Origin of the sequence: Sphaerisporangium sp. NPDC051011, from assembly GCF_040653595.1 — a bacterium.
Lineage (GTDB): Bacteria > Actinomycetota > Actinomycetes > Streptosporangiales > Streptosporangiaceae > Sphaerisporangium.
Map to the genome: position 1 here is coordinate 86,839 of NZ_JBFAGG010000001.1, position 19,605 is coordinate 106,443.

At 72.4% G+C, this 19,605-nt stretch carries 17 protein-coding genes; 12 read left to right on the top strand and 5 right to left on the bottom strand.

Annotated elements, in window-relative coordinates:
- Positions 1 to 29: 29 nt before the first annotated feature.
- From AB0H21_RS00430 to AB0H21_RS00470, 9 genes are all read left to right on the top strand, one after another.
- On the top strand, positions 30 to 1,787 hold the full coding sequence (locus AB0H21_RS00430) for a protein kinase (RefSeq protein ID WP_358509318.1): 1,758 nt from the start codon (positions 30 to 32) through the stop codon (positions 1,785 to 1,787).
- A gap of 145 nt (positions 1,788 to 1,932) precedes the next feature.
- A complete protein-coding gene (locus AB0H21_RS00435; RefSeq protein WP_358511324.1) occupies positions 1,933 to 3,465 on the top strand; it encodes a carboxyl transferase domain-containing protein in 1,533 nt (510 codons plus the stop codon).
- 4 nt (positions 3,466 to 3,469) lie between these two features.
- A complete protein-coding gene (locus tag AB0H21_RS00440) occupies positions 3,470 to 5,596 on the top strand; it encodes a biotin carboxylase N-terminal domain-containing protein (protein ID WP_358509321.1) in 2,127 nt (708 codons plus the stop codon).
- 16 nt (positions 5,597 to 5,612) lie between these two features.
- Entirely contained in the window at positions 5,613 to 6,410 is a 798-nt protein-coding gene (locus AB0H21_RS00445; RefSeq protein WP_358509324.1) for an enoyl-CoA hydratase-related protein, read from the top strand.
- Positions 6,407 to 8,248, top strand: a complete 1,842-nt coding sequence (locus AB0H21_RS00450) for an acyclic terpene utilization AtuA family protein (RefSeq protein WP_358509327.1) — start codon at positions 6,407 to 6,409, stop codon at positions 8,246 to 8,248. Before AB0H21_RS00445 ends, AB0H21_RS00450 begins: the two co-directional genes overlap by 4 nt.
- Positions 8,214 to 8,717 carry a DinB family protein gene (locus tag AB0H21_RS00455; protein WP_358509330.1) on the top strand — a complete coding sequence of 168 codons (504 nt, stop codon included), beginning with the start codon at positions 8,214 to 8,216 and terminating at the stop codon, positions 8,715 to 8,717. The genes AB0H21_RS00450 and AB0H21_RS00455 overlap by 35 nt, the downstream gene beginning before the upstream one ends.
- Positions 8,718 to 8,796: 79 nt before the next feature.
- Positions 8,797 to 9,039, top strand: coding sequence for a hypothetical protein (locus tag AB0H21_RS00460; protein WP_358509333.1), 243 nt, complete (start codon positions 8,797 to 8,799; stop codon positions 9,037 to 9,039).
- Positions 9,040 to 9,111: 72 nt separating this feature from the next.
- Positions 9,112 to 9,981, top strand: a complete 870-nt coding sequence (locus AB0H21_RS00465) for a helix-turn-helix transcriptional regulator (protein WP_358509336.1) — start codon at positions 9,112 to 9,114, stop codon at positions 9,979 to 9,981.
- Positions 9,982 to 10,138: 157 nt separating this feature from the next.
- Positions 10,139 to 10,396, top strand: coding sequence for a hypothetical protein (locus AB0H21_RS00470; protein WP_358509338.1), 258 nt, complete (start codon positions 10,139 to 10,141; stop codon positions 10,394 to 10,396).
- Between the two features lie 41 nt (positions 10,397 to 10,437).
- Here the strand turns inward: AB0H21_RS00470 and AB0H21_RS00475 are convergent, their stop codons facing one another.
- Positions 10,438 to 11,544, bottom strand: coding sequence for a leucine-rich repeat domain-containing protein (locus AB0H21_RS00475; RefSeq protein WP_358509341.1), 1,107 nt, complete (start codon positions 11,542 to 11,544; stop codon positions 10,438 to 10,440).
- Between the two features lie 490 nt (positions 11,545 to 12,034).
- Here AB0H21_RS00475 and AB0H21_RS00480 point away from each other — a divergent pair, with 490 nt between their 5' ends.
- Entirely contained in the window at positions 12,035 to 12,325 is a 291-nt protein-coding gene (locus AB0H21_RS00480) for a VOC family protein (RefSeq protein WP_358509344.1), read from the top strand.
- Here the strand turns inward: AB0H21_RS00480 and AB0H21_RS00485 are convergent.
- Entirely contained in the window at positions 12,277 to 13,224 is a 948-nt protein-coding gene (locus tag AB0H21_RS00485) for an SDR family NAD(P)-dependent oxidoreductase (protein WP_358509347.1), read from the bottom strand. The genes AB0H21_RS00480 and AB0H21_RS00485 overlap by 49 nt on opposite strands.
- Positions 13,225 to 13,327: 103 nt before the next feature.
- Between AB0H21_RS00485 and AB0H21_RS00490 the strand changes: the two genes are divergently transcribed.
- A complete protein-coding gene (locus tag AB0H21_RS00490; RefSeq protein WP_358509350.1) occupies positions 13,328 to 13,999 on the top strand; it encodes a TetR/AcrR family transcriptional regulator in 672 nt (223 codons plus the stop codon).
- Between the two features lie 371 nt (positions 14,000 to 14,370).
- Here the strand turns inward: AB0H21_RS00490 and AB0H21_RS00495 are convergent, their stop codons facing one another.
- On the bottom strand, positions 14,371 to 15,021 hold the full coding sequence (locus AB0H21_RS00495; RefSeq protein ID WP_358509353.1) for a TetR/AcrR family transcriptional regulator: 651 nt from the start codon (positions 15,019 to 15,021) through the stop codon (positions 14,371 to 14,373).
- A 347-nt stretch (positions 15,022 to 15,368) separates the two neighbouring features.
- On the opposite strand from AB0H21_RS00495, the gene AB0H21_RS00500 reads away from it, so the two are divergent.
- Entirely contained in the window at positions 15,369 to 15,938 is a 570-nt protein-coding gene (locus AB0H21_RS00500; protein ID WP_358509356.1) for a DUF6328 family protein, read from the top strand.
- A 119-nt stretch (positions 15,939 to 16,057) separates the two neighbouring features.
- Here AB0H21_RS00500 and AB0H21_RS00505 read toward each other — a convergent pair whose 3' ends face one another.
- Both AB0H21_RS00505 and AB0H21_RS00510 read right to left on the bottom strand, forming a co-directional pair.
- Complete coding sequence (locus tag AB0H21_RS00505) at positions 16,058 to 18,298, bottom strand: glycosyltransferase family 39 protein (protein ID WP_358509359.1); 2,241 nt, start codon at positions 18,296 to 18,298, stop codon at positions 16,058 to 16,060.
- Positions 18,295 to 19,590, bottom strand: a complete 1,296-nt coding sequence (locus tag AB0H21_RS00510) for a bifunctional glycosyltransferase family 2/GtrA family protein (protein ID WP_358509362.1) — start codon at positions 19,588 to 19,590, stop codon at positions 18,295 to 18,297. Before AB0H21_RS00510 ends, AB0H21_RS00505 begins: the two co-directional genes overlap by 4 nt.
- Positions 19,591 to 19,605: the final 15 nt, after the last annotated feature.

Here is a 19,605-nt window from a genome sequence, read left to right on the forward strand (position 1 = left end):
GGGCAGACGGGCGGATATCGGGGGTCGGGGTGGCACAGGCGCTCACGGACGAAGATCCGCGCCGCCTCGGCGCGTTCGAGATCATCGGGCGCCTCGGCGAGGGAGGCCAGGGCGTCGTCTACCTCGGCAGGGCCACCGACGGGCGGCAGGTGGCGATCAAGCTCCTGCACGCGCGGCTGTCCTCCGACCCCGAGGCCCGGGGACGCTTCCTGCGCGAGGTCTCGGTCGCGCAGCGCGTGGCCCGGTTCTGCACCGCCGCCGTCCTGCACGCCGACCTCGCCGGCAACCGGCCGTACATCGTCAGCGAGTACGTGCCGGGGCCGTCCCTGCGCCAGCTCGTCGAGCGCGAAGGGCCGCGCCAGGGCGCCGCGCTGGACCGCCTGGCGATCAGCACGGCGACCGCGCTCTCGGCGATCCACCGGGCGGGCATCCTGCACCGCGACCTCAAGCCCGCCAACGTGCTCATGGGCCCGGAAGGCCCCGTGGTCATCGACTTCGGCATCGCCAAGGCGCTGGACTCCCCCGGCGCGACCATCACCCAGGACACCCTCGGCACCCCGTCGTACCTGGCGCCCGAGCAGCTCAGGGGCGCGCCCGTCACGCCCGCCGTGGACCTGTTCGCCTGGGGCGTCACGATGGTCTTCGCCGCCACCGGACGACCGGCCTTCGGCGCGGACTCGATCCCCGCGGTGATCAACCGCATCCTCAACGAGAGTCCCGACCTGTCCGCGCTGGACGGGCCGCTGCGCGACATCGTGGCCGCGTGCCTGTCGAAGGACCCCGCCCGGCGGCCCACGGCCGACGACGTCGTCGGCCACCTGATGGGCCGGGCGATCGCCCCGCCACCGGGGACCCCCGGCCCTCCGGGGACGCCCACACTGGGGACGCCCACGCTGGGGGCCGCACGACCGGGAACGCCCGGGGCGGCCAGGCCGGACCGGCGCGAGACGCGGCGCGGGCGCAGGGCCGTCCTGATGCCGGTCGCGGCGGGAGCGGTGGCCGCCGTCCTGGCCGCGGGCGGCGCGCTGATCGTCCAGACGGTCGCCTCCTCGGCGGCCCCGGCCCCGTCACCGGCCGCGCCCACGAGCTCCGATCCGCTGGTGGAAGGCACCTCCTCGGTCGCGCCCTCCCCGGTCCCGAGCACCCCGCACCCGTCGCGGAGCCGCACGCCCCACCCCACGGCCGGGACGACGCGCCAGGCCACCGCCCCGGCCAAGCCCACCCACGCCGCGAGGGCCTCGGCGTCCCCGTCACCGTCGAAGGCGCCGTCGAGAAAGCCGTCGAACTCCCCGTCCGCCTCGGCCGAGCCCACGCGCTCGCCGACCCCCACGGCGAAGCCGACCGCGACGAGCAAGCCCACGGCGAGCCCGACGGCCAAGCCCACCGTCACGCCCACGCCCAAGCCGACCGTCACGCCCACGACGCAGCCCACGGTGAAGCCGACCCCCAAACCCACGCCCAAGCCGAACCCGTACACGGCGGCCCAGGTGTGCGGGGCGGGGTACAAGGTGCTCGAATCCCACGCGTTCGGACCCGGGACGGCCTATCTGCTCTACAACGCCACAGCGGGGAAGAACTGCGTCGTCACGCTGTCGAAGTACGTCGTGCCGCAGAAGGTCAGGATGATCGCGATCCTCCAGGTGAAGGGCGGCGCCACCGGGAACGACACGGGCAACTACACGGCCTACGCCGGGCCGGTCCGCCTCGCCGCCAAGAAGGTGTGCGTGATCTGGGGCGGCGGGTACGGCTCCGTCACGTGGAAGAGCGGCTGGTCCCACTGCGGCTGACCGGGTCCCGCGCCGAAACCGTCGGCGCGGTGTAATACCTTCTGGGCCAGGCTTCTGGATCAGGCCACCGGCATCCGGGGAGTGAAGCGTGATCGACAGCAGGCTCGACACCGCGAGCGCCGACCACCGGGCGAGGCGCGAGGCCATGCTGGCCAAACTGCGCGACCTGGAGGCCGAGCAGGCCAAGGCCGTGGCGGGCGGCGGGCCCAAGTACGTCGAGCGCCACCACGGGCGCGGCAAGCTGCTCGCCCGCGAACGCGTCGAGCTGCTCCTGGACCCCGACTCGCCCTTCCTGGAGCTGTCGCCGCTCGCCGCGTGGGGCACCGACTTCCCCGTGGGCGCGAGCGTGGTCACCGGCATCGGGGTGGTCGAGGGCGTCGAGTGCGTGATCACCGCCAACGACCCGACCGTGCGCGGCGGCGCGTCGAACCCGTGGACGCTGCGCAAGACGCTGCGCGCGGCCGACATCGCGCTGGAGAACCGGCTCCCGCTGATCAACCTGGTCGAGTCGGGCGGCGCCGACCTGCCCACCCAGAAAGAGATCTTCATTCCCGGCGGGCGCGTGTTCCGCGACTTGACCCGCCTGTCGGCCGCCGGAGTCCCCACCGTCGCCATCGTCTTCGGCAACTCGACCGCGGGCGGCGCCTACGTCCCGGGCATGAGCGACCACGTGGTCATGGTCAAGGAACGCGCCAAGGTCTTCCTGGGCGGCCCGCCGCTGGTCAAGATGGCCACCGGCGAGGAGGCCGACGACGAGTCGCTGGGCGGCGCCGAGATGCACGCCCGGGTCTCGGGCCTCGCCGACCACCTCGCGCTGGACGAGCACGACGCGCTGCGCCTCGGCCGCCGCATCGTGCGGCGCCTCAACCACCGCAAGCCCGGCCCGCCACCGGGCCCCGCGCGGCCTCCCCTCTACGACGAGGAAGAGCTGCTCGGCATCGTCCCCGAGGACCTGCGCGTCCCGTTCGACCCGCGCGAGGTGATCGCCCGCGTCGTCGACGCCAGCGAGTTCGACGAGTTCAAGCCGCTGTACGGCGAGAGCCTGGTCACGGGGTGGGCCGAGCTGCACGGGTACCCGATCGGCATCCTGGCCAACGCCCGCGGCGTGCTGTTCAGCGAGGAGTCGCGGAAGGCGGCGCAGTTCATCCAGCTCGCCTGCCGCGCGCGCACCCCGCTGCTGTTCCTGCAGAACACCACCGGCTACATGGTCGGCAAAGAGTACGAGCAGGGCGGCATCATCAAGCACGGCGCCATGATGATCAACGCGGTGTCCAACTCGACCGTCCCGCACCTCACCGTCGTGATGGGCGCCTCCTACGGGGCGGGCAACTACGGCATGTGCGGGCGGGCGTACGACCCGCGCTTCCTGTTCTCGTGGCCGAGCGCCAAGTCGGCCGTCATGGGCCCCGCCCAGCTCGCCGGGGTGCTCTCGATCGTCGGGCGGGCCGCCGCGCAGGCCCGCGGCCAGGTCTACGACGAGGAGGCCGACGCGGCGATGCGCCAGATGGTCGAGACGCAGATCGAGTCGGAGTCGCTGCCGTTCTTCCTGTCCGGGCGGCTGTACGACGACGGGGTGATCGACCCGCGCGACACCCGCACCGTCCTCGGCCTGTGCCTGTCCGCCATCGGCAACGCCCCCGCCCCCGCCGAACCCGGGTTCGGCGTCTTCCGGATGTGAGCCCATGATCAGTCGCCTGCTGGTGGCCAACCGCGCCGAGATCGCCCGCCGCGTCTTCCGCACGTGCCGCGACCTCGGCATCGAGACGGTCGCGGTGTACTCCGACGCCGACGCCGGCTCCCCGCACGCCGCCGAGGCCGACCACGCCGTGCGGCTGCCCGGCGCCAGGCCCGCCGACACCTACCTCGACATCGAGGCGGTCGTGGACGCGGCGCTGCGGGCGGGCGCCGACGCCGTCCACCCCGGCTACGGATTCCTGTCCGAGAACGCCGCGTTCGCGCGGGCCGTCCTTTCCGCCGGGCTGACGTGGGTGGGGCCGGGGCCGGACGCGATCGCCCGCATGGGATCCAAGATCGAGGCCAAGGCGCTGATGGCCGGGGCCGGGGTGCCGGTGCTCGCCTCGGTCTCCGCCGAGTCCGCGGACGGCCTGCCGTACCCGCTGCTGGTGAAGGCCTCGGCGGGCGGCGGCGGGCGCGGCATGCGCGTCGTCCGCGACCCTGCCGGGCTGGCGTCCGCGCTCGAAGCGGCCGGAGGCGAGGCGCTGGCGGCGTTCGGCGACGGCACCTTGTTCGTCGAGCCCCTGCTGGAGCACGCCCGCCACGTCGAGGTGCAGGTCCTCGCCGACGCCCACGGCACCGTCTGGACGCTGGGCGAGCGCGAGTGCTCGATCCAGCGCCGCCACCAGAAGGTCGTCGAGGAGACGCCCTCCCCGGGCCTGTCCCCCGCCGTCCGCGAGGAACTGCGCGAGGCCGCCGTCCGAGCCGCCAAGGCGATCGGCTACGCCGGGGCGGGCACCGTCGAGTTCCTGGTCCGGGAGGACGCCCACGGGCACACCGTCGCGTTCCTGGAGATGAACACGCGGTTGCAGGTCGAGCATCCGGTGACCGAATGCGTGTACGGCGTCGACCTGGTGCGCCTGCAACTGGAGGTCGCCGAGGGCGCCCGCCTGCCCGCCGAGCCGCCCGAGCCGTCCGGCCACGCCATCGAGGTCCGCCTGTACGCCGAGGACCCCGCCGACGGGTGGCGTCCCCAGGCGGGCACGCTGCGCCTGTTCGAGGTGCCGGGCGTGGACGCCCGCTTCGGGACGCCCGCCGGGGCGGCGTACGGCCTGCGGCTGGACTCGGGGGTCGAGACGGGGTCGCGCGTCGGCACGCACTACGACCCGATGCTGGCCAAGGTGATCGCCTGGGGACCCGAGCGCGCGGCGGTGGCGCGGCGCCTCGCGTCCGCGCTGGCCCGCGCGCGCGTGCACGGCCTGACCACCAACCGCGACCTGCTCGTGCGCGTACTGCGGCACGAGGCGTTCCTGGCGGGCGACACCCACACCGGCTTCCTGGACGTCCACGACCTCACGTCCGTGCCGGCACCCGCGTCCGGCACGGCGTCCGCGCCCGTGGCCCGGTCCGCTTCCGAGACCGGATCAGAGTCCGGATCCGAGGCCGCTTTCGAGGCCGGATCAGAGGCCGAGCCCCGGGCCGAGTCCAGGGCCCCGGCCGTCGCGGGGGTGCCGTTGTCGGCGCTGGCCGCCGCGCTCGCGCTCGCCGCGGGTCGCCGGGCCGCCGCGCCGGTGCTGGGCGGGCTGCCGAGCGGCTGGCGCAACGTCCCCTCCCAGCCGCAGCGCGCCGCGTTCGAAGGGCCGGGCGGGCGGGTCGAGATCGCCTACCGGCTGACCCGCGACGGCCTGCGCGCCGAGGGCTTCGATGACGTCCGGCTCGTCTCGGCCACCCCCGCGCTGGTCGTCCTCGACGTCGCCGGGGTCGCCCGGCCCTTCACCGTCGCCCGGTACCCCGGCGGCGCACGTGCCCGCGCGTACGACGCCGCGCATGACGACGTGTACGTGGACTCTCCTCTCGGCTCGGTCCGGCTGACGGCGCTGCCCAGGCTCCCCGAGCCGGTCGCGCGGCTCGCCCCCGGTTCCCTGCTCGCCCCCATGCCGGGTACGGTCCTGCGGGTCGAGGTCGCGTCCGGGGCCCTGGTCGCCGCCGGGCAGCCGATCCTGACGCTGGAGGCGATGAAGATGGAGCACGAGATCCGCGCCCCCTCGGCCGGGGTGCTGTCCGCGCTGAACGCGACGCCCGGCCTCCAGGTGGAGGCGGGGGCGGTCCTGGCCGTGATCGAGGATGCTCAGTGAGAAGGAAGGTGCTGCGGTGACCACGCTGGTCCACCACGAGACGGGGGGCGGGGTCGCCACCGTCACCCTGGACTCGCCGTCCAACCGGAACGCGCTGTCGGTGCGCCTCCTCGGCGAGCTGGAGCGCGCGCTGCAGGACGCCATCGGCGACGAGGCCGTGCGTGTGATCGTGCTCACCGGCACGGGCCCGGTGTTCTGCTCCGGCGCCGACCTCAAGGAGCAGGCGCCCGCGCGCGCCGAGCGCCCGGACGACGCGCCGGTCACCGCCTCCTTCCCCGGCATCATGAGCACGATCTGGCAGAGCCCCAAGCCGGTGGTCTGCCGGCTGAACGGCACCGCCCGCGCCGGAGGGCTCGGGCTCGTGGCCGCGTGCGACTTCGCCATCGCGCCCGACTCGGCGACGTTCGCGTTCAGCGAGGTGCGGCTCGGCGTCGTCCCCGCGATGATCTCGGTGACGGTGCTGCGGCGGCTCGACCCGCGCGCCGCCGCCGAGTACTTCCTCACCGGCGAGGTGTTCGACGCCGCCCGCGCCGCCGAGATCGGCCTGCTGACCCGGGCCGTCCCGGCGGAGGAGCTCGACGCCACGGTCGCGCGGTACGTGGACATGCTCCTGCGCGGCGGTCCCGAGGCGCTGGCGATCACCAAGCGGCTGGTCCGGGAGGTTCCGGGCATGACGGTGGACGAGGGCATGCGGCGCATGGCCGAGCTGTCCGCCCAGCGCTTCACCTCCGCCGAGGGGCAGGAGGGTCTGCGGGCCTTCATGCAGAAGCGCCCGGCCTCGTGGGTCCCCTCCGCCGGGGACCCCGCCACATGACGACCTCCGGCGCCCCGCTGCGCGTCGCCAACTGCAGCGGGTTCTACGGCGACCGGCTGTCGGCCGCCCGCGAGATGGTCGAGGGCGGGCCGATCGACGTGCTCACCGGGGACTGGCTGGCCGAGCTCACCATGCTGATCCTCGCCGGCAACCGGCTGAAGGGCCGCCCCGGGTACGCGCGCACGTTCCTCACCCAGATGGAGCAGGTCCTCGGCACGTGCCTGGACCGGGGCATCAAGATCGTGTCGAACGCGGGCGGCCTGGACCCGGCCGGGTGCGCGCGGGCCGTCGCCGAGCTGGCCGGCCGGCTCGGGCTGGACGCGCGGGTCGCGCACGTGACCGGCGACGACCTGACCGGCCGGGACCTCGGCGCCCTCGGCGCCCTGGTGAACCTCGACACCGGTGAGCGGCTGGAGGCCGCGCCCCTGACCGCCAACACCTACCTCGGCGGCCGGCCCATCGCCGCAGCCCTGGAGCTCGGCGCCGACGTCGTGGTGACCGGCAGGGTGACCGACGCAGCGCTGGTGACCGGCCCGGGCATGTGGCGGTTCGGCTGGGGTCCGGGCGACCTCGACGCGCTCGCCGGGTCGGTCGTCGCCGGGCACGTCATCGAGTGCGGCTGCCAGGCGACCGGCGGCAACTACGCGTTCTTCGCCGAGGTACCCGATCTCGCGCACTGCGGCTTCCCGATCGCCGAACTGCACGCCGACGGCTCCAGCGTGATCACCAAGCATCCGGGCACGGGCGGCCGTGTGTCGGTCGGCACGGTGACCGCGCAGCTCCTGTACGAGATCGGCTCGCCCCGCTACCTCGGCCCGGACGTCGTGGCGCGGTTCGACACGATCCGCCTGGAACCGGACGGCGAGGACCGCGTCCGCGTCTCGGGCGTCCGGGGCGAACCGCCGCCGGGCACGCTGAAGGTCGCCCTCAACCACCTCGGCGGTTACCGCAACACCATGACGCTCGTCCTCACCGGCCTGGACATCGAGGCCAAGGCGCGGGTCGCGCTGGACGCCGTGTTCGCCCGCGTCCCGCGCGAGTCCTTCGACCAGGTGCACGTGGAGCTGACGCCCCTGGCCGCGCCGGACGGGCCGGGCGCGCTCGCGCTGCTGCGCGTCACGGTGATGGACGCCGACGAGAGGAAGGCGGGGCGCGCGTTCTCCTCCGCCGTCGTCGAGACGGGGCTCGCGAGCTTCCCGGGGTTCTACGCGCTCACTCCTCCGGGCGAGGCGTCGGCGTACGGGGTGTACTGGCCGGGCGCCGTCCCCGCCGGCGCCGTGCGGGCCGAGGTGTGGTTCGGCGACGCGCGCGCCTGGCAGGACTCCCCCGCCGATCGCCCGCCCGCCGAGGCCCTGGCTCCGGACGGCGAGGCCCTGGGTCTGGACGGCACGACGGGCGATCCCGGCGCCGCGAGCCCGGCGGCGAGCGGGGAGGGCGGCGGCACCGTCCGGGAGGTCCCGCTGGGGACGGTCGCGGGGGCCCGGTCCGGCGACAAGGGCGGCAACGCCAACCTCGGCGTCTGGGTGCGCACGGACGCCGAGTACGCCTGGCTGGACGGCTTCCTGACCGCCGAGCGGCTGCGGAGCCTCCTCCCGGCCCTGTCCTCGTGCCGGATCGACCGCCACCGGCTGCCGAACCTGCGCGCGCTGAACTTCGTCGTGCACGGCCTGCTCGGGCGGGGCGTGGCGGCGAGCCCGCGCATGGACGCCCAGGCCAAGGCGCTGGGAGAGGAGCTCAGGGCGGTGATGGTCCCGATTCCTATAACCGTTGGACAGCCGGGCGCGGGTCTAGCAGGCTCCTGCCATGACACGAACGGACACACCTCCCACCTGGGATGAACGCGCCACACTGACCACCATGCTCGACTACGTCCGGGCCACGGTCCACGCCAAGTGCGAGGGCCTGGCCGAGGACGACGCTCGCGCCACGCCGCTGCCCACCTCGCCGCTGATGAGCATCAGCGCGCTGGTCAGCCACGTGCGGTGGGTGGAGTACTCCTGGATCCAGGTCCGGCTGCTCGGCGAGGAGAACCGCGGCCCCTGGACCGACGAGGACCCCGACCGCGAGATGCGGATCGCGGCCGAGATCCCGCTGGACCGGCTCCTGAAGGAGTACGAGGAGCAGTGCGCGCGCTACCGCGAGCTGGTGGCCGTGACCGACCTCGACACCGTGGCGAAGAAGCCCACGAGGAGCGGCACGTACGTCACGCTGCGCTGGATCATGCACCACCTCATCGAGGAAACCGCCCGACACAACGGACATATCGACATTCTTCGGGAGATGGCGGACGGCGTCACCGGGGACTGACCTCCGCGACATGTCCAGATAATCTACAATTGCGCGCAATTGTGCTGTTTCGGCAGCATTACGGGGAAGGAGGATATTTATGCGCCTGCGGTTCCTGGGGTCCACATCCGAGGCCGGCGCGTGCCCGTCGCTGTACGAGACCGACCGGGGCACGATCGTCGTCCAGGGCCTCACGCTCACCGACCCGGACGCCCGGGCCGACCTGCGCGATGTCCTGGACGGCGAGTCGGCCGTGGAGGTGCCGCGCGCGCTCCTGGTGGAGGTCGCGCGCACGCTCCTGTCCGGGCCCGAACCGGACATCACGGTAGTTGATCACCAATAGGGAGATCCCTATGGCACCGGAGCCCCGACCGGTCTAACCTCGTGCGAGTTCGAGGCCGACCGGAGGGTGAGGGTGAGCAGCTTTCAGCAGGCGCGGATCGACCTGGGCACCCGGCTCCGCCACCTGCGCGAGGCGGCCCAGTTGTCCGGCAAGGACCTCGCGGCGCGCCTGAACTGGCAGGCGTCCAAGGTCTCCCGCATCGAGAACGCCCGGCAGACCGCCACCGAGGACGACGTCGTGGTGTGGGGCCAGGCCGTCGAGGCTGCGCCCGAGGTCATCGACGAGCTGATCGCCGAGGCCATCGGCCTGCTGGAGCGGCACGACTCCTGGCGCCAGCGGCACAAGAGCGGACTGGCGGCGCTCCAGGAGGACATCCGCGACCTCGAGTCGCGCACCAGGCTGTTCCGCGCGTTCGAGCCCGGCGTCATCATGGGCCTCCTCCAGACGGCCGAGTACGCGCGCAACATCTTCTGCAAGGTCCGACGCATCTACGGCGCCACCGACGACGTCGACGCCGCGATCCGCGTCCGCATGCGCCGTCAGGAGATCCTCTACGACCCCGAGCGCCGGTTCCGCTTCGTCGTCCCCGAGGCCGCGCTGCGTTACCGGCTCGCCCCGGACGAGGTGATGCGCGGCCAGCTCGACCGGCTACTCGCCGTGACCACCCTGCCGAACGTCGAGTTCGGCGTGATCCCCTTCTCGGCCGAGCTGCCGTCCACGTTGCTGAACGGTTTCTGGATCTACAACGAGTCCCTCGTGGGCGTGCCCACCCGCACCAAGGACCTCCAGCTCCGCGACCCGGAGGACGTCGCGTTCTACGCGAGCGCCTTCGAGGATCTGTGCGAGGTCGCGGTGTTCCGTGAGAGGGCGCGCGAGGTGATCGTCCGGGTGCTCTCGGACTTCGCCCACCGGACGACCCATAACTCACCGAAAGCCACGTAACCGAAATATTTGGATGAATCCGCCCTAACCCTCCGGCCTGGTGCCCGAAAATTCCGGTTGGGGCCAACAATCGCTCCCTAATACTCACAATTGCTTGCCCGCTACGCCAAGATCATGCAATCCTGACTTCTACGGTAGAAGCGGAGGTGAGGAGTGCATGCTGGACACCATGTCCTGCCTTGAGCGGTTCGCCCTCGCGGCCCGCGGACATATCGACCTTTCCGTGCGCGTCCTCGGCGGCACTCCGGTCACCGTCCGCGTCCGGAACCGTTTCAGCAGCACGCTGAACGAGGTCGTCACCTGCAGCTCCGACGGAGTCTTCCTCACCTCCTGGGGCTACCGGCTCGGCACCGCCGACAACGTCGAGGCCGCCGCGGCCCGCCTGGCCTACCTCCTCGCCGCCATGCCCGCCTGAGACCCGCTTCGGCCGGTCACGCGCGGAGCGGTCACCGAACGTCACAGCAGGACGGCACAGCCGCGCTCACGGAGCGTGTCGAGGACGGCGGGGTGCCCCTCCAGCTTGTTCCAGCGCAGATCGAGCTTCTCCAGGCGGGGCAGCGCGGCGAGGGCCTCCGGGAGATCACGCAGGCGGTTGTTCCGCAGGTCGAGGTGGGTCAGCGCGGTCAGCCCGCCGACGGCGTCCGGCAGTCGGGTGAGCACGTTGTCCCGCAGGTCGAGCACGCGCAGCTCGCGCAGGCCGCCGAGCGCGGAGGGCAGCCCGGCGAGGCGGTTTCCGCGCAGGTGCAGCTCACGCAGCGCGGCGAGGCGCCCGAACGACTCGGGCAGCGCGGTCAGACGGTTGTTGTAGAGCCTGAGCTCGACCAGCCCGGCGAGGTCGCCCAGGCTGCCGGGCAGGCCGGTCAGCCGGTTGTCGGTGAGGTTCAGGTACGCCAGCCGGCGCAGCCTCCCCAGCGAGGATGGCACCGAGGTGAAGCCGTTGTCGCTCAGGTACAGGTAGTCGGTGAGGTTCACCAGGTCGCCGATCGCCTCGGGGATCCGCGCCAGGCGGTTGTGCCCGAGGTCGAGCATGCGCAGCTCCCGCAGGCGGCCGAGGCCCTCGGGGATCTCCGTGATCGCGTTCTCGGCCAGGTTGAGCGAACGCAGCCCCGTCAGGCGCCACACCGCGTCCGGTACGGAGGTGAGCGCGTTGCCGCCCGCCGCGAGGTGCCGCAGGTTCGCCAGCCGGTCCAGGTCCGCGGGCAGCTCGGCGACGCGGTTGCCATAGAAGGAGAGCGTGGACAGCCCGGACAGGTTCAGGACGAGCCGGGGGAACGCGTCGAGGGCGTTGCCGTCCAGGTGAAGTTCCCGTAGAGCGCCGAGGCGGGCGATCTCCGTCGGCAGGGCGGTGAGCCGGTTCCCGTCGAGGTTGAGCGTGACCAGCCCGCTCAAGCCGCCGATCGAGCCCGGAAGCCCGGTGAGGTGATTCCACGCCAGGTCGATCCGCCGCAGGCTCGTCAGCTCACCGACCTCCTCGGGAAGGACGTCCAGCCCGAGCCCGGGAGCCGACAGCTCGACCACTCCACCATCCCGATGGACCAATGCCTCCGCAGGCAGCACACGCACCGCCGTACCGTACCGCCCTGCTCCCTTCCCCTTGAAGCGAGACGTCCACCGAGCGCTTCCACCAAATCGGCCGCGGCGCCCATCGCAACGGCCATGGCGATCGGCGGACGCAGAGCCCCCGGTGCAAAGACGACCCGGGGCTCTGTGCTGACCTTTATCCATGCCTATGAGGTGTCACATCCCTGTTCGCTTCTCTCGATGAACCTCCTTTCCCGTAGTGAGAGGGGACGGGAGGATTCGAACCTCCGAGGTCCCCCGGCCGGTCGGTGAAGGCGCCCCGGATCTCGGTCCTGAGACGGTGGTGAACACGCTCGCGGCGCCCGGCCGAGCGGCCGGAGTTGATATCGGTAAGTACGGCTATCAGAACCTGCGGAATGACTGAAGTGCGGGTGGCAGCGTCCGAAGGCACGACCACGATCGAATAGCCGCCGACCAGATATCCGCCTCGTCGGACGACAAGGTGGCAGAATGCACGGACAACGGAAATCCGGTGATCAGAGGTCTTGGCGGACGTCTCTGGAGGACCCCGAGGGCGTTACGTCCTCGGATCTTCTTTCAGCAGGTCCCCGAGGGCAAGACCGCCAAGAACCTCCTGCACCTGGACGTACGCGCCGCACCCGGCCTGCACGGCGACGAGCGGATGGCCGCCCTCGAAGCGGAGTGCGAGCGCCTCGTCGGTCTCGGTGCCACCCGCTTGCGCCGCGACGAGCCGGCGCCTCCTACCAGCGCGGGCTACATCGTGATGGCCGACCCAGAGGGAAACGCGTTCTGCATGGACTGAACGACGGGGAACTTCACCCCGGTGAGGTCTTCGGAGACGGCCCACAGCCGCTGCTGGACGGCTACCTCGTACGACTCCGGGCTGGAGGTGACCAGCCGGGGGTGGCCCATGACTTCGTTGCGTCCGCCGGGACCGTAGTACTGGCCGCCGAGCGCGGCGGGGTCGGTGGCGGCGCGCAGGGTCGGCAGCGCGCCCATCGCCGGCGTCTGGGTGATCAGCGGCGCGAGCCAGGTGAGCGGAAGCCGGAGGGCCGCGGGGGTGTTGCGGGCGAGCTCGGTGCTGGACATGCCGGGGTGCGCGGCCACCGCGACGGTGGTGCCGTGCGTGGCGAGCCGGCGCTGCAGCTCGTACGTGAACATCAGGTTGGCCAGCTTGGACTGACCATAGGCGGCGGCCCGGCTGTACGACCGCTCCCACTGCAGGTCGTCGAAGTGGATCGCGGCCCGGATGCGGTGGCCGGTGCTGCTGACCGTCACCACGCGCGAGCCGGGCACCGGCAGCATCAGGTCCAGCAGCAGCCCGGTGAGCGCGAAGTGGCCGAGGTGGTTGGTGCCGAACTGCATCTCGAAGCCGTCCCGGGTGGTCTGCTTCGGGGTGTACATCACGCCGGCGTTGTTGATCAGCAGGTCGATCCGGTCGAGCCGGGACCGCAGCGCCGCCGCCGCGGTCCGGACGGAGTCGAGCGAGGTCAGGTCGAGCGCCTGCACGGTCACGTCGCCGGTCATGCGGGCCGCGGCCTGCTCGCCCTTCTCGACGTTGCGCACGGCGAGCACCACGGACGCCCCGCGCTCGGCGAGCGCCTTGGCGGTCTCGTACCCCAGTCCGGTGTTGGCCCCGGTCACCACGGCCACCCGCCCGTGCTGGTCCGGAATGTTCGCCGTTGTCCACTTCTCGCTCATGCCGGGCCTCCAACTAACTAACGTACCGAAGGTATCTTGTGTCGACGACGTTAAAGTACTTTCGGTACATTGTCAACGTACCGCAGGTACCTAAATTAGGCTGGTGATCGTGACTTTCCAGCGGGCGCGAACCGAAGAGCAGCGGGAGATCCGCCGACGGGCGATCCTCGACACGGCGTCGGCGATGCTCGACGAGATGCCTGTGGCCGCGGTCACCCTGAACGAGCTCAGCCGCCGGGTAGGCCTGGCGAAGCCGAACGTGCTGCGCTACTTCGAGTCCCGCGAGGCGGTGCTGCTAGAACTGCTGGACCACTTCCTGCAGGAGTGGCTGACGGAACTGGCGGGCGAGTTGGCCGCCGGCATCGACGAAAATCTACCCATGGCCGAGCGAGCGGCAGCGGTGGCCGAGATCCTCAGCCGCTCACTCTCCGGCCGAGTGGTGCTGTGCGACCTCTTCGGCGCACAGGGTAGCGTCCTGGAACACAACGTCTCCGTCGAGGTCGTAGCACGCTACAAGCGTGCCTCCCTAGACCGCTTGACAACCATGACCGCCCTGATCCTGAAGTACCTGCCGGAGCTGGGCGAGAACGCAACACTGTTCAGCCTGCAAACCATGGTCATGGCCGGCGCGCTGTCGGCGTACAGCACACCCCCACCCAGCCTGCAGGCGGCCTACCAGGCCGAGCCCGACCTGGCCCGCTTCCACTTGGAGCTGAGGGACTACTTGAAGCCGGCCCTGACCGCAACCCTCCTGGGCGTGCTGCCCCGCCGCTGACCTGCGTTGCACTGGACAGGCCAAAACCTCTGTACTTCTCGCGCACGGCGGAGGAGCCGGGGTGCCCAAGCTCGGGCCGCTGGCCCTGACCACTTCGGACTCCGCGTCAACGCTCTTCCTTGGACCCGGCGACGGCTGAGTCGTCACGCCGGCGAGGTTGGCAGCGCCCGGCGGACCTGGTCGACCGAGGTGCGCAAAGCCGCGGCGAGCGCGGCTGGAGAGCCCGGGTTGGTTGGAGGCCCTGATACCTGGAACAGTCTCCATTCGATCCTCAAAGTGAGACTAAGCCGGATTTCTTCTCGCCGGCAGAGGTACCGTCAGGTCCATAAATACAGCCCGAGCGAAGCGAGGGCCATTTCCCGGGTGCAGGGTCAGGAGGAGGGGAAGGCGGAGCGGTCGATGCCGACCTCGCGGGCCGCGGCGATGCGGGCGTGCTCCAGCAGGCGGCGGCGCGACAGCACCGACGGGTGCAGCGTGTAGCGGATGATCAGGCCGTCGAGCATGCCGTCGATGCGCTCGGCGGCGCCGCGCGGGTCCTCGCAGACGAACTCGCCGGTGTCGACGCCCGAGCTGATCACCTGCTCCAGCGTGCCGATCCAGCCGGACTCCAGCTCCAGCAGGATCTCCTGGACGACCGCCTCGCGCAGCCCGGCCGCGAACGCGTCGATCCAGAGCAGCCAGCTCTGGTCGGCACGCGACCTCGGAATGTAGTAGCGCAGCACGCGGTCCAGCCGGTCGGTCGCCGTGCCGGGCTCCTGGATCAGTTCTCTGAGCCGCCCCACCTCGCCGTCGATGGTGGTGCGGAGCATGGCGGTGATCAGGTCGTCTTTGGTGGCGAAGTGGTAATGGATCAGGCCGCCGCTGACGTTGGTCGCCTTGGCGATGTCGGCGACCCGGGTGCTCGAGATGCCGCGTTCGAGCACGACCCGCCGCGCGGCCTCCAGGAGCTCAGCCCGACGGTGATCCGCCTGGTCGGCCCGGCTAACGCGCGTTCCTCCCGCTGCACCATCAGCACTGCGCACGGCCTGATCCTACTACCCGGACGGCCGTCCACCCGCCGCGTCGATCGGCGGGCGCACCGGCGCGCGGAGACGTCCTCACCGGCCTTCCCGCGCGACGCTCGCCACCGCGGGGGCCAGATGACGTAGTGCCTCATGTGACGAAGTCCGGTCGCTGCGGTGAACGGTGATTGTGAACCGTTCACCCTTGCCACTTTGCCGTTCATCCAGACACTCCTCCCATTCCCCGCCCACTTCGTCCATCCATCGCATTCGCACTAACGGATGAATGACAGATGAAGTAACAATTCCAGGAAAGAACGTGCCACCCCGGTCCGCGCACCCCCCATCGCCCTTCGTCAAGGAGCGCCATGGCACAGTCCACCCGCATCCGCCCGTCCGTGCCCCACGCCCTGGACACGCAGACGGTCCTCCCATCACCGGATCGGGCGCCTCACGTCCCCCCGCCGGCCGATCCCCACGAGAGCGCCCACCAGGTTCTCAACCGCCGCTACGCGGAACTGTTGCAGGAGGTCCGCATCGGCCAGACGTGCGTCCAGTACCTGGCGAGCTTCCTGATGGCCCTCGCCTTCATGCCGAGGTTCGCCGACATCACCGCGCAGCAGCGCGGCATGTACGTGACGGCCCTGATCACCACCTTGCTCGCCGCGGCCCTGCTGACCTCCCCCGCCCCTTTCCACCGCGTCGTGTTCGGGCGCCGTCTGAAGGCGCGGCTGGTCGTGATGTCCAACCGGCTCACGCTGGCCGGGCTGCTCCTGCTGGTCGTCGCCCTCGGGTGCGCGCTGATGCTCGTCCTCGACGTGGTGGGCATCACGGCCGGGCCCTACATCGGCATCGCCACGCTCACGGGCTTCGTGGTGATCTGGTTCGGCCTCCCGCTGTGGTGCCGCCTGCGGCACAGCGCCCGCGACGAGAACTGACCTGTTCGGGGCGCCTCCGGGGCGCCCCGAACACGCCGAGCGAAGCGAGGCCATAGGCACAACCCGGCACCGACGACGCTGCCGGGCGGACCTCCCCTCACCTCGCAGGCCGTTTCGGCTCAGCCGAGGCGGTAGAGCGTTCCTCCTGTACCGGTTCCTCCGTACTCCTCCGCCGGGACCGCGGTGCCGTTGGCCCGCACCCACGCGGTGACCTCGTCGTTCCGCTCCCCCGGCCCGCCCATGCGACCGCCGAGCAGCACGTACATCAGCCGCCCCTCCGCGACGTACCGCCGGAGCTTCTCCACGGTCATCGCCGGGTCGCTCCCCGTGAAGCCGCCCATCGCGATGACGGGCCCGCCGCCGGTGGCGAGGATGATGGACGACGCCTCGCGGGCACTGCTCACCGCGACCAGCCACGTGGCCGTCCCCTTGTTCGCGCGCAGGTAGGAGACCAGCGCGGCGTCGACACCGCCCTCGGGACCGCCGAGACCGCCGGACGGCGGCGCCCCCACGCCCGCGGGCGTCCGCGTGCCGCCGGGCGCGCCGGCAGATGTCCCCGCGCCGGGGGGCACGCCGTCCTCGGCCCCCGCAGGACGACCGTCCGCACCGCCGGGACCGTCCGGACCGCCTGCACCGCGCGGCCCGACTCCCATACCGCCGAAGCCCGTCTGCGGCCCGGCCGTGGGGTTGGTGCCGTTGACGGGGGCCGACAGCGGGGTGAGCGCGTACGCGGCCGGGCCCGCGAGCCCGCCTACCAGGGCGAGGACCAGCGCGACGGCGGCGAGCCGGGCCCGTCCCCGGCGGCCGAGGCGCAGCACGACCAGGCCGAGCACGGCGGCGGCGCACGCGGCGGCGACCGCGAACGGCAGCCAGGGCGCCCAGCCCGGCGTGCGGCGCAGGACGATGAACGCCCACGCCCCGGTGGCGGCCACGCCGAGCGGGAGGGCCCAACCGGCGACCGGCCGCCGCGAACGGTACGCCCGCCACATCAGCACGCCGCCGATCCCGGTCAGCGCGGCCACGGCCGGGGCCAGGGCCGTCGCGTAGTACGGGTGGAAGATGCCCGCCGAGAAGCTGAACACCGCGTAGTGCACCACGAGCCACCCGCCCCACAGCAGCAGGGCCGCCCGCACGCCCGGCCTCCGCACGGCGGTCCACGCGGCGTCGGCGGGAAGCAGGCCGACGTGGGGCTTCACGGGACCGCGCCGCCGCGCGCAGATGAGGAGGCCGGTGACAAGAGCGAGGACCGCGAACGGGATCAGCCAGGAGATCTGCCCCGCCATGATCTCGTTGAACAGCCGGCCCGCGCCCGCCTGCCCGCCGAAGCCGCCGCCCCCGCCCGGCCCTCCCCCGCCCGGACCGCCACCTGGGCCGCCCTCACCGCCGAAGATCCGGCCGAGGCCGTTGTAGCCGATCACCAGGTCCCAGACCGTGCCGTCCGTGCTGCCCCCGACGTACGGGCGGTCGCCCGCGGGCCAGAGGTCCACGACGACCATCCACCACGCGCTGGACACGACCAGCGCCGCGCCCGCGACGGCCAGGTGCCCGACCCGCCGCCACATGCCGGCCGGCGCGGCCAGCAGGTAGACCAGCGCGAAGCCCGGCAGGACCAGGTACGCCTGGAGCATCTTCGTCGTGAAGCCCATGCCGACGAGGACGCCGCACAGCACCAGCAGGCGCGGGCGTCCTGTCCTGACCGCCTCGGCGCAGGCCCAGGCGGCGGCGACGAGCAGCAGCACGAGGATCGTGTCGGGGTTGTTGTCCCGGTTGATCGCCACGGTGATCGGCGTGAGCGTCATCACCAGGGCGGCCAGCAGCCCGGCGGCATGACCCGTCGCGGAACCGCGACCAGAGCCGATCACGGGGCCGACCACGGGGCCGGTCACGGAGCCGGTCACGGGACCCGTCGCGCGGCGGGTGCGCGCGGCCCGCCCGGGGCCGTCGAAGGCGCGCCGGACGGCGGAGTACAGGACGCCGGTCGTCGCCACACCCGCGAGGGCCTGCGGCAGCAGCATGCTCCAGGTCCCGAACCCGAAGATCCGCGCCGACAGGCCCATGACCCACAGCGCGAACGGCGGCTTGTCCACCGTGATGAACGACCCCGAGTCCAGCGCGCCGAAGAAGAACGCCTTCCAGCTCCGCGTCCCGGACAGGACGGCGGCGGCGTAGTAGTCGTTGGCGTACCCGTTGCGGCCGAGCCCCCAGGTGTAGAGCGCGGCGGCCAGGGCGAGCACGGCGAGCAGCGCGGGGCGGGCCCAGCGGGGATGCTCCGGCGGGCCGAGGACGATCCGGGCGAACCTCCCGCGCGGGGCGTGCCGGCCCGCGGCCACGCGCACCGGAGCCTCGATCTTCAGCGTCATCGGCCGTTCTCCTTCTGGCTGGTGGGCCGCGCGTGACTCCGGTCCGGGCCGTGGCCGCCCGGGCCGCTCGGTTCGGGACCGTTCCGCTTGTGGCTGCGCGGGGTGAACACCCAGGCGCGCAGGAGCAGGAAGCGCAGGAGGGTGGCGAGCGCGTTGGCGCAGACGACCCCGGCGAGCTCGGCCGTCCGGGAGGCGGTGTCAGGGAGCAGCGCCAGCGCGCAGGTGGTCAGCGCCAGCCCCGCGGCGAACGCGACCAGGCCCTGGACGTGGTGCCGCAGCGCCCCGGCGCGCCCGGAGACGCCGAAGGTGAAGCGCCGGTTGGCGGCGGTGTTCGCGACGGCGGTCACCAGCAGCGCGATCGCGTTCGCCGCCACCGCCGGCATGAACCCGCGCAGGACCCAGAACAACGCTGTGTAGGCGAGGGTGCAGGCCACCCCGACGGCGGCGAAGGACGCCAGGTGGCGTACCAACCCGGGCCGGATCGCGCGCGTCTCACCGGGACGGGGCTCGGAGGCGCGCGGGCCGTCCGAGAGGGCGGCGCGGGCGACCCTGGCCATGCCGCGCAGGTCGTCCAGGGCGGTGCGGACGATGTCGACGCGGCTGTCGGGGTCGTCCACCCAGTCGACCGGGACCTCGTGGATGCGCAGGCCGTGGCGTTCGGCGAGTAGCAGCAGCTCGGTGTCGAAGAACCACTCCTCGTCCTCGACCGCCGGGAGCAGGGCCTGGACGACCTCGGTGCGCGCGGCCTTGAACCCACACTGGGCGTCGGAGAAGCGGGCGCCCATCGCCGAGCGCAGCAGCATGTTGTACGAGCGCGAGATGATCTCCCGCTTCGGGCCCCGGACGACGCGGGACGCGCGGGCGAGCCGGGTGCCGATCGCCAGGTCGCTGTGCCCGGACAGCAGGGGCGCGACCAGCGGCAGGAACGCGTTGAGCCCGGTGGACAGGTCGACGTCCATGTAGCAGACGACGTCGGCGTCGCTCGTGGCCCACACCCGGCGCAGCGCGCGGCCCCGGCCCTTCTCGTCCAGGCGGACGGCGCGCACGCCCGGCAGGTCGCGGGCGAGCGCCTCCGCGATGGCGCCGGTGCCGTCGGTGCTCGCGTTGTCGGCGATCGTGATGCGGAAGCCGTAGGGGAAGGTGCCGCTCAGGTAGTCGTGGAGGTGGCGGACGCTGCCCGCGAGCGCCCGCCGCTCGTTGTACACCGGGACGACCACCTCGACGAGGCGTCCCCGCGCGTGCGGCGGCGAGGCGGGGCGGGTCTCCGGGGGCGATGAGACCGGCGGGGTCATCGGCGGGGTCACCGG

Coding starts and splice junctions, on each gene's coding strand:
- AB0H21_RS00455 (WP_358509330.1), top strand. CDS start 8,214: ATGACACGAACGGACACACCTCCCACCTGGGATGAACGCGCCACACTG.
- AB0H21_RS00505 (WP_358509359.1), bottom strand. CDS start 18,298: ATGACGCTGAAGATCGAGGCTCCGGTGCGCGTGGCCGCGGGCCGGCAC.
- AB0H21_RS00470 (WP_358509338.1), top strand. CDS start 10,139: ATGCTGGACACCATGTCCTGCCTTGAGCGGTTCGCCCTCGCGGCCCGC.
- AB0H21_RS00460 (WP_358509333.1), top strand. CDS start 8,797: ATGCGCCTGCGGTTCCTGGGGTCCACATCCGAGGCCGGCGCGTGCCCG.
- AB0H21_RS00500 (WP_358509356.1), top strand. CDS start 15,369: ATGGCACAGTCCACCCGCATCCGCCCGTCCGTGCCCCACGCCCTGGAC.
- AB0H21_RS00450 (WP_358509327.1), top strand. CDS start 6,407: ATGACGACCTCCGGCGCCCCGCTGCGCGTCGCCAACTGCAGCGGGTTC.
- AB0H21_RS00440 (WP_358509321.1), top strand. CDS start 3,470: ATGATCAGTCGCCTGCTGGTGGCCAACCGCGCCGAGATCGCCCGCCGC.
- AB0H21_RS00510 (WP_358509362.1), bottom strand. CDS start 19,590: ATGACCCCGCCGGTCTCATCGCCCCCGGAGACCCGCCCCGCCTCGCCG.
- AB0H21_RS00485 (WP_358509347.1), bottom strand. CDS start 13,224: ATGAGCGAGAAGTGGACAACGGCGAACATTCCGGACCAGCACGGGCGG.
- AB0H21_RS00435 (WP_358511324.1), top strand. CDS start 1,933: ATGCTGGCCAAACTGCGCGACCTGGAGGCCGAGCAGGCCAAGGCCGTG.